This window comes from Rhodanobacter sp. Root179, assembly GCF_001428465.1.
Classification (GTDB): domain Bacteria; phylum Pseudomonadota; class Gammaproteobacteria; order Xanthomonadales; family Rhodanobacteraceae; genus Rhodanobacter.
Genome location: NZ_LMHR01000065.1, coordinates 56,264 through 64,088 on the forward strand (window position 1 = coordinate 56,264; position 7,825 = coordinate 64,088).

Annotated in this window: 4 protein-coding genes; all 4 read left to right on the forward strand. The window is 67.9% G+C overall.

The genetic code is table 11. The features are described 5' to 3' along the window. Positions 1 to 23 precede the first annotated feature (23 nt). The 4 genes from ASD82_RS06385 (at position 24) to ASD82_RS06400 (ending at position 7,627) form a co-directional block, all read left to right on the forward strand. A complete protein-coding gene (locus tag ASD82_RS06385) occupies positions 24 to 5,306 on the forward strand; it encodes an autotransporter outer membrane beta-barrel domain-containing protein (protein WP_056716956.1) in 5,283 nt (1,760 codons plus the stop codon). A gap of 72 nt (positions 5,307 to 5,378) precedes the next feature. Continuing rightward, entirely contained in the window at positions 5,379 to 6,587 is a 1,209-nt protein-coding gene (locus ASD82_RS06390) for a TIGR03032 family protein (protein ID WP_056716958.1), read from the forward strand. Further along, positions 6,584 to 7,042, forward strand: a complete 459-nt coding sequence (locus tag ASD82_RS06395; protein WP_056716960.1) for an EF-hand domain-containing protein — start codon at positions 6,584 to 6,586, stop codon at positions 7,040 to 7,042. Before ASD82_RS06390 ends, ASD82_RS06395 begins: the two co-directional genes overlap by 4 nt. A gap of 9 nt (positions 7,043 to 7,051) precedes the next feature. Continuing rightward, positions 7,052 to 7,627: a hypothetical protein gene (locus ASD82_RS06400; protein WP_056716962.1), complete on the forward strand. Its 576-nt coding sequence runs from the start codon at positions 7,052 to 7,054 to the stop codon at positions 7,625 to 7,627. The last annotated feature ends 198 nt before the right edge of the window (positions 7,628 to 7,825 follow it).

Below are 7,825 nucleotides of genomic sequence, written 5' to 3' on the forward strand. Positions count from 1 at the left end.
CGGCCCTGGCCGTATCGGCCACCATGCTGACCCTGTTTGCGCCCACCGCCAGCTGGGCTGCCGATACCGGCACCTGCAGCTACGACGCCGTCAGCAACACGTATGCCTGCAACGGCGATTTCAGCCAGCCGATTCCCGATGCCGGTTTCATCCCGCCGGTCGACCTGACGGTCGTGCTGGGTGACCAGCTGCCGAGCAGCGTGCATCCGGACGCCGGCTACATCGGCATCGACGCGGCGTGGGCCGGTGACATTTCCATCATGGTCAATGCCGGCAGCGGCATCCAGACCGGGGGCGCCGACGGCATTCATGCCTACGGTTCCGATGCCACGACCCGGGTGTCCAACTACGGCAGCATCGGCACGGCGGTAACCGCCGATGATGCCGAAGCGATGGACATCGGCGGCGTTCACGACGTGACCGTCGTCAACGGCGGCAGCGTGCTCGCGAGTGACGCCGACGGCGGTCATGACGTCATCGGCGCCAGCGTGTTCTCCGACTATGGCAGCGTCCAGTTCGACAATCTTGCCGGGGCCGTGATCGGCGCCAGTGCCTACGACGGCAGTGCTACCGCAATCGCGGCAACAAGCCTGGGCTATTACGGCCAGCTCGCCATCAGCAACGAAGGCGTGATCAACGCCGACTCGACCCACGGCGATGCCAGCGGCATCGTCGCGTCGGCGGTCAGCTATGGCTACGCAAACGTCCAGAACAGCGGCAGCGTCCAGGTCAGCGGCTACGCCAGCGCCATCGGCATCGACGCTTTCGGCGACTACAGCAGCACGCTCGACAACAGCGGTGACGTCGATGCCGATGCCGACGCGGCGACGGGCGATGCGGTCGCCTACGGTGCAAGCAACCGCTCGAATCATTTGTCCTACCTCTACAACGACGCGCCGGGCACGATCGCTGCCACCGCCCACGCCGCTTATGGCGTGGCGGTAGCGGTCGGCTCCTATGTCGTGGGCGGCGATGTCAGCACGCTGCACAATGACGGCAGCATCACCGCCAGCGCGAAGAGCGATGTTGGCTCCGCGCAGGTGTATGGCGCCGTGGTCGAAGGCTACAGCGGTGTCGGCCTGCTGATCAGTGGCGGTGACGTCGACGCCAGCGCCGTGGCGGGCATCGGCGGCTACGCGCAGGCCACCGGCGACCTGGTGGTCGCTGCGGTGGCGAGCATCTTCAACGATGGCAACGCCAGCGCCACGGCCACCGCCGGCGCCGCCGGCGTCGCGAAGGCCACCGGCCTGCACGCCGAGGGCACCAACACGGCGATCAACAGCTATGGCGACGTGAGCGCCACGGCCAAGGCCGTGGGTGGCGCAGCCAGCGCCACCGGTACGTATGCCTACGGCCACTCGGGCTCGGCGTCCTTCTACAACACCGGGGACCTCTCGGCCCAGGCGTCCGCCTATGCCGGCGTGGCCGATGCCACCGGGGTCAACTCGATCGGCATCTACAACGCCTACGCCACCAACCTGGGGACGATTTCCGCCACGGCTTCCGGCGCCCAGGCGACCGCCGCCGGCGTGGTCAACCAGTCGTATTTCGAGGCGGCCACCACCAACGCCGGCCAGATCACCGTGACGGCGTCCGGCACCGTGGCGCCTTACGGTCAATATGAAGCGGTGGCGGTGGGCGTCTACACGTTTGCCACGATTTACGACGCGATCGTCGACAACAGCGGTTCGGTTTCCGTCACCAGCTCCGCGCTGGCCGACATCGACGACACCGGCGGCTTCCTGGTGGCCAAGGCGATTGGCGCGCGCGCGGTGAATCCTGCCGGCTACGGCGAAGCGCTGGTGACCAACACGGGCGACGTCGGCGCCTCGGCCATCACCGGCCAGGGCTATGCGTCGGCCTGGGGCGCCATCGCCCAGTCCGGTTCCTACGGCTACGGCCAGGCGGAGATCGACAACGACGGTTCGATCGCGAGCAGCGCCCAGTCGGGCGCGGGCAACTCGGTGACCATCGGTGCGTACGCGCACAGCGGAAGCACGGCGATGATCGTCAATCACGGCGACATCAGCGCCACGTCGCAGGCGGGGCGCGGCATTGCCTACGTGTCGCTTGCCACCGCGTATGCCACCGGCGCCCAGGTGTACGGATTCGCCTATGGCGGCGGTGAAGCCGGCATCAGCAATGACGGCAGCATCACAGCCGACGCGTCCCTCGTTGGCGGCATCGTCGCCGCGACCGCGCTGAAGACTTTCGGATCGACTTCCACGGTCGACAATGCCGCGGGCGCCACCATCGCCGCCACGGCCGAGGCCACCCTGTTCGGGGGCGTCGGCGCAGTGGCGGTCGAAGCCGGCGGACTCTACGGCGTCGCCGTGGCCAATGACGGCAACATCAGCGCATACGCCCGTGCACACGCCTATACCGACGGCGTGCATGGCTACTACGGCGCCAGCCGCGCCTTGGCCGTCGACGCCATCGCCAACTACCGGGGCAACGTGTCCGTGGTGAACCACGGCGACATCGCGGCCCACGCGGTGGCGGAAAACGGCGTCACCTTCTTCAATGCCGGCGCGGGCGCGACCGGCGTGAGCACCTACGCCAAGTACGCCGCCACGGTCGAGAACGCCGGCGACATTTCCGCCGTGGCCGAAAGCGAGCTGGGCATCGTCGGCGCCTACGGCGTGATGGGCCGCGGCAAGTACTACACCCATGTCGCCAACGATGCGGGCGCCAGCATCGTGGCCTCCGCCAGCACCGCCAGCCTGGCCAGCGACCAGTACGGTGGGCGCGCGGTTGCCTTCGGCACCCACGTCTTCGGCACCGATCACGGCGTCACCTACAACGCCGGCAGCATCGTCTCGCACGCGGTCGTCACCGCCGACGGCGGCGCGAACGAAGGTCGCAGCCTGGCCAGTGCCTGGGGCAGCGCCGTCGGTGCCTATTCCTCGATCCAGACCGGCGAGGTGATCAACGTCGGCGACATCGAGGCGGCCGCCTCGGCCGACTTCGGCTACGCAAACTCGTTCGGAACCTATGTGCTGTCGCACTACGATTCGGGCACGTCCAATGCCGGAACCATCCAGTCGACCGCCAGGTCCGACCACGGCCACGCGTTCGCGGTCGGCAGCTACGCGTTTGCGCTGCACCAGCAGTACCACGTGGACTGCGACGAGAACGGCTATTGCGACTATTCCAACCCCACGTTCACCCCCGACGCCGGCACGGCGTCGCTCGACAACAGCGGCGGGATCATGGCGGTGGCCACCGCGCACGGTGGCAGCGGACAGAGCTACGGGGCCTCGGTGCTCGGTGCCTTCGTTTCGGGCATCACCAACAGCGGGCACATCGGCGCCAGCGCCGACGCCGATGACGCCCGCGCCGTCGGTGGCTTGACCAACAGCGTCTACGGCTACTCGACGCTGCAGAACAGCGGCAGCTTCGAGGCGATCGCATCCGGCGGGACGGCCAGTGCCAGCGGCGTGTTCGCCGCCGGTGCCTACGGCAACGCCGACAACGGCCAGTTCGCCGCGACGATCGACAACCAGGGCAGCATCCTGGCCAAGGCGACGGGTACGACCACGGCCACCGCCATCGGCATCGAATCGGTCGGCTGGAAGGATGCGGGCATCCGCATCGACAACGGCGGAACGATCGGCGCAGCCGCCTACGGTGCGGATGCCACCGCCACCGCGGTGTCGATGGATGCCCGTGGCGCCAACGTGCTGACCAATACCGGCAGCATCGCTGCCTACGGTGATGGCAAGCGGATCGCGGTCTCCTCCGGCATCGGTGCGACGGCCACGATCGCCAACCAGGGCTCGATGGTCGGCGCGGTCGTCACCGGCGACCTCGATGACAGCTTCGACAACGCGGCCGGCGCCAGCTGGCAGGCCATCGGCAGCTCCGATTTCGGGGCGGGCGACGACCACGTGGTGAATCGCGGCACGCTGTTCATGGCCGACTCCTCGATCAGCCTCGGCGGATACGTCAACGGCAACACGTTCGACAACTTCGGCACGATCAGCGTGTCCGGCGCCACCAACCTGATCGACATGGACAACCCGTTCCCGGTGTCCAACAACGGCGTGATCAGCTTCGTGGATGGCGCGCCGGACGACGTGCTGACCGTGGCAGGCGATTTCGCCGGCCAGGGCTCGCTCGATGTCGACGTCAGCGGGCTGCACCAGACCGGCGACCGCCTGTACGTCGATGGCAACGTGATCGATTCGACCCGCCAGGTCATCAACGTGAACCTGATCGACATGCCGACCACGCCCACGGTCGACATTCCGCTGGTCACCGCGAGCGGCACCCTGGGCGGAAGCTTCACGCTGGGCCAGACGCAATCGCAGGCCCGGGGTTTTGTTGCGCTGGATTTCGGCCTGAAGACGGCCGGTGGCACGACATCGCTGGTGATGGACGTCACCGGCCTCAACGCTGCCGGTTCACTGGCGTCCGCCCTGACGCCGGGTGCGCAGAGCCTGGTCAGTGCGGAAGTGGGCACCTGGCGTCAACGCATGGGCGTGGTGCCGGAGCAGGGCAAGCGCGGGCTGGCACCGTGGGTGCGCACGTTCTCCGACAGCGGCGACATCCGCCCGGGAAGCCGCAGCAATTTCGGCGCCAGTGGCAGCGCCGCGTTCCACCAGACCAATCGGGGCCTGGAGTTCGGGCTCGATATGCGCCTGTCCGACCATCTGTCGGCAGGCGTGCTGATCGGCAAGTCCGATGGCAGCCAGCGCATGGCCGACGGCAGCGGCTCCGATCGCCTGGATGGCAGGACGTTCGGCCTGTACGGCACGTGGATGGCGGACAACAGTTTCTACTTCGACGTTTCGCAGCGCTGGACCGGCATCAAGGCGCACCTGCGCTCGGGGATGGTCGCCACCACCACGGATGCCGACGCGGCGGTCTTCAACGTCGAGGCCGGCGTCACCGCGTGGACCCTGGCCGGTGTCCATGTCATGCCCCAGCTGCAGTACACCCGCACCCGTATCGACGGCATCTCGTCGCTGGACCTGCAGCAGTCGGATTTCGTCGATCACGGTGGCGTGTCGTCGCGGGGCCGCGCCGGCCTGGCTTTCGACAAGACCATCCAGGGCACGCGCTTCAGCTGGACCCCTTATGGCTCGGTCAATGCAGTGCGCGAATTCAGGGGCAACCACAGCTACGCGATCAACGGCGGCCTGCTCGGTTCCACCAGCACCCGAGGTACCAGCGCGATGGTCGAGCTGGGTCTGGGTGCGCGTCGGGGCGGCCTGTCGCTCACCGGTGGCGTGAACTGGACCGATGGCGGCGCGCTGCAGAACGTTCTTGGTGGCCAAGTGGCCGTGCGTTACAGCTGGTAAGCCGGACACCTCCGGCAGCGCAGTTTTTTTGGTCCGCCTCGACAGCCGGGGCGGACGTGAGGAGTAGCAATCGTGGTCAAGAAAGCCATCCCGGGGCAGGGCAGCCCGGAATCCATCGACGAGAACGACAACGGAGCGGTGCTGGAGACAGTGGACGCGGGGCCCGTGGCCGCCGCCGTGCCGACACCACCGCCGCCAGCGGGCAAGCCGGCGCTCGACCTGATGAACCTGAAAGTGGAGAAGAGCTGTTCGCGCGGCCTCGCCAGCTGGCTCGCCGGCAACAAGCTTTCGCTGGCGATATCGTCCTACCAGAGCGGGCGCCTGTATCTGGTCGGCAGCGATCCCAAGGGACGCGTGTCGTTTTTCGAGCGCATCTTCGAGCGGGCGATGGGCATTGTCGGCAACGCCCAGCGGCTCTACCTCGGCGGCCTCTATCAGCTGTGGCGCTTCGAGAACGTGTTGCGCCCGGGCGAGTCGATCCACCAGCAGTTCGACAAGTGCTACGTGCCGCGCAACGCACAGACCATCGGCGATCTGGACATCCACGAGCTGGGCATCCGCAGGAACGGCAAGGTGGTGTTCGTCAACACGCGCTATTCGTGCCTGGCCGAACTGAGCCAGACCCACAGCTTCAAGGCGATCTGGAAGCCGGATTTCGTCAGCAAGCTGGCGCCGGAGGATCGCTGCCACCTCAACGGCCTGGCCATGGTCGATGGCGAGCCGCGGTACGTGACGGCGGTGTGCCGCAGCGACAGTGTCGACGGCTGGCGCGACCGGCGCCATGACGGCGGCGTGGTGATCGACATCACCACCAACGAGATCGTCTGCGAAGGCCTGTCGATGCCGCACTCGCCGCGCTGGGCCAATGGCAAGTTGTGGTTGCTCAACGCAGGCACCGGCCACATCGGCTGGGTCGATTTCGCGGAACGGAAATTCGTGCCACTGGCCTTCGTGCCCGGTTTTGCGCGGGGCCTGTCGATCATCGGCAACGTCGCCGCCATCGGGCTTTCCAAGCCGCGCAACCAGCGCTTCGAAGGGTTGCAGCTCGACGAGGAACTGCGCCAGCGCGACGCCGATCCCTGGTGCGGCGTGCAGATCGTCTCGCTGGGCAACGGTGACGTGCTGAACTGGATCCGCTTCGAGGGCGGCATCAGCGAGATCTTCGACATCTGCTTCCTGCCCAAGGTGCGCAATGCGATGGTGGTCGGCCTGCGCACGGCGGAGATCCGCGAGCTGATCACCTTCGAGTCCGAGCTCGAAGGCGCGGAGGCCGCTCCATGAGCCTGGGCAAGCTTCCCGGTACGGTGGCGACCGCCCTGGTGCTGTGCGCAGCCAGTGCGGCCACGTCCGCCGCGCCCGTCGCCGCGGCAGGCGACGCCACCGCCGGTCCGCTGACGCCGCCGGCGACGACGGCAGCGTCGATCTTCCATGCGGTAGACGCCAACAAGGACGGCGCATTGTCGCCGCAGGAGTTCGCGGCGGGATACGCCGCCGTGCAGCGGCTGATGACCCTCGAAATCCGCTTGCGCGAACAGTTCGGCCGGGTCGATGCCGACCATGGTGGCTCCATCGACGCCAGCGAATACGCCAGGCTGATGCTGGTCAGGCGCGCGGGTGCAGCCGCTCCGCCGCTGGCCGCGTTCGACGCCGACGGCAACGGATCGCTGAACTTCGCCGAGTACGTGGCCGCGATCCGCCGGCTGGCCGCGTTGCGACCGGCGCCGGCGGCGAAGTAGGGACTAGCCATGTCGCACCCATCCGCGGACGTCCGCCCGAACACCGATCCCTCCTTCGAGATCGTTCCGGTCTGGCGGAATGTCTCGCCCGAACTGATCGCCGAGCTGTCCGGCCTGTGGGCGCAGACCGGCGCGATTGCCGATCCGGCCAGTGCGGCCGCGCGCGGGCAGCAGGCGGTATGCATCGGCCGCGACGCGAACGGCGCGATTTGCGCCGTGGGCACCGCCGTCATCCGGACCCTGCCACGGCTGCGCCAGCCGATGTACTTCTATCGCCAGTTCTTCGCGCCGGGGTTTCGCGGCCAGCGGCAGACCGTGCCGTTCTTCAGGCGCGCCTGCGACATCCTGCAGGCCCATGACGCGCAGCTCGCCATTCCCGAGGCCCTCGGCATGCTGGTGGAACTGGAGAGTGCCCTGCTCGCGGCGCGCTACGTCCACGCCTGCGACCCGCATTCCGGCACCACCTTCATCGGCTACTCGCCACGGGGACTGCAGTTGCGGGTCTCCTACTTCGACGACGCCCGCCTGCTCGCGCCCGCGATGCCGGGCCGCCGCCGCGAAGGCGGCCGTTCGTCGCGGGAGTGACCGGCTCCGGCCGGTCGGCACCCTCGCTGCTATAGTTCGGGGTCAGCATGGCGGCCGCGAGGCGTCGGCATCCTTCGCGCGGACTTCCGCATCTCATCGGAAGGTCTGCGCCGGACGCGACCTGCTCCGGCTGCGTGCCCTTCAACTACCGAGTTTTCATGCATGGCCACAGGCAGCAACGTCTTCTTCCGCAATCTC

Excerpts from the sequence above, each read along its gene's own strand:
- ASD82_RS06385 (WP_056716956.1), top strand. The coding sequence starts at position 24 with ATGCTGACCCTGTTTGCGCCCACCGCCAGCTGGGCTGCCGATACCGGC.
- ASD82_RS06395 (WP_056716960.1), top strand. The coding sequence starts at position 6,584 with ATGAGCCTGGGCAAGCTTCCCGGTACGGTGGCGACCGCCCTGGTGCTG.
- ASD82_RS06400 (WP_056716962.1), top strand. The coding sequence starts at position 7,052 with ATGTCGCACCCATCCGCGGACGTCCGCCCGAACACCGATCCCTCCTTC.